Origin of the sequence: Lentzea sp. NBRC 105346, assembly GCF_030269605.1 — a bacterium.
Lineage (GTDB): Bacteria > Actinomycetota > Actinomycetes > Mycobacteriales > Pseudonocardiaceae > Lentzea.
On the sequence record NZ_BSTQ01000046.1, the window covers coordinates 1 to 778 of the forward strand.

Here is a 778-nt window from a genome sequence, read left to right on the forward strand (position 1 = left end):
TGTGGAGTCGTCGTTGAAATACCACTCTGGTCGTATTGGATGTCTAACCTCGGTCCGTGATCCGGATCAGGGACAGTGCCTGGTGGGTAGTTTAACTGGGGCGGTTGCCTCCCAAAGAGTAACGGAGGCGCTCAAAGGTTCCCTCAGCCTGGTTGGCAATCAGGTGTTGAGTGCAAGTGCACAAGGGGGCTTGACTGTGAGACTGACGGGTCGAGCAGGGACGAAAGTCGGAACTAGTGATCCGGCCATGGCTTGTGGAAGCGTGGTCGCTCAACGGATAAAAGGTACCCCGGGGATAACAGGCTGATCTTCCCCAAGAGTCCATATCGACGGGATGGTTTGGCACCTCGATGTCGGCTCGTCGCATCCTGGGGCTGGAGTAGGTCCCAAGGGTTGGGCTGTTCGCCCATTAAAGCGGTACGCGAGCTGGGTTTAGAACGTCGTGAGACAGTTCGGTCCCTATCCGCCGCGCGCGTAGGATACTTGAGGAAGGCTGTCCCTAGTACGAGAGGACCGGGACGGACGGACCGCTGGTGTGCCAGTTGTTCTGCCAAGAGCATTGCTGGTTGGCTACGTTCGGAAGGGATAACCGCTGAAGGCATCTAAGCGGGAAGCTCGTTCCAAGATGAGGTATCCCACCCTTTGTGGGTTAAGGCCCCCAGCTAGACCACTGGGTTGATAGGCCAGAGATGGAAGACCGGTAACGGTTGGAGTTGACTGGTACTAATAGGCCGAGGACTTGTTACAAAGACGCTACGCATCCACTGTGCGGTTCTGG

The 778-nt window shown here is 56.7% G+C and carries 1 rRNA gene; it reads left to right on the top strand.

The window, feature by feature from the left end:
- A 23S ribosomal RNA gene (locus QSK35_RS42530) occupies positions 1–747 on the top strand; the annotation flags it as partial.
- Positions 748–778: the final 31 nt, after the last annotated feature.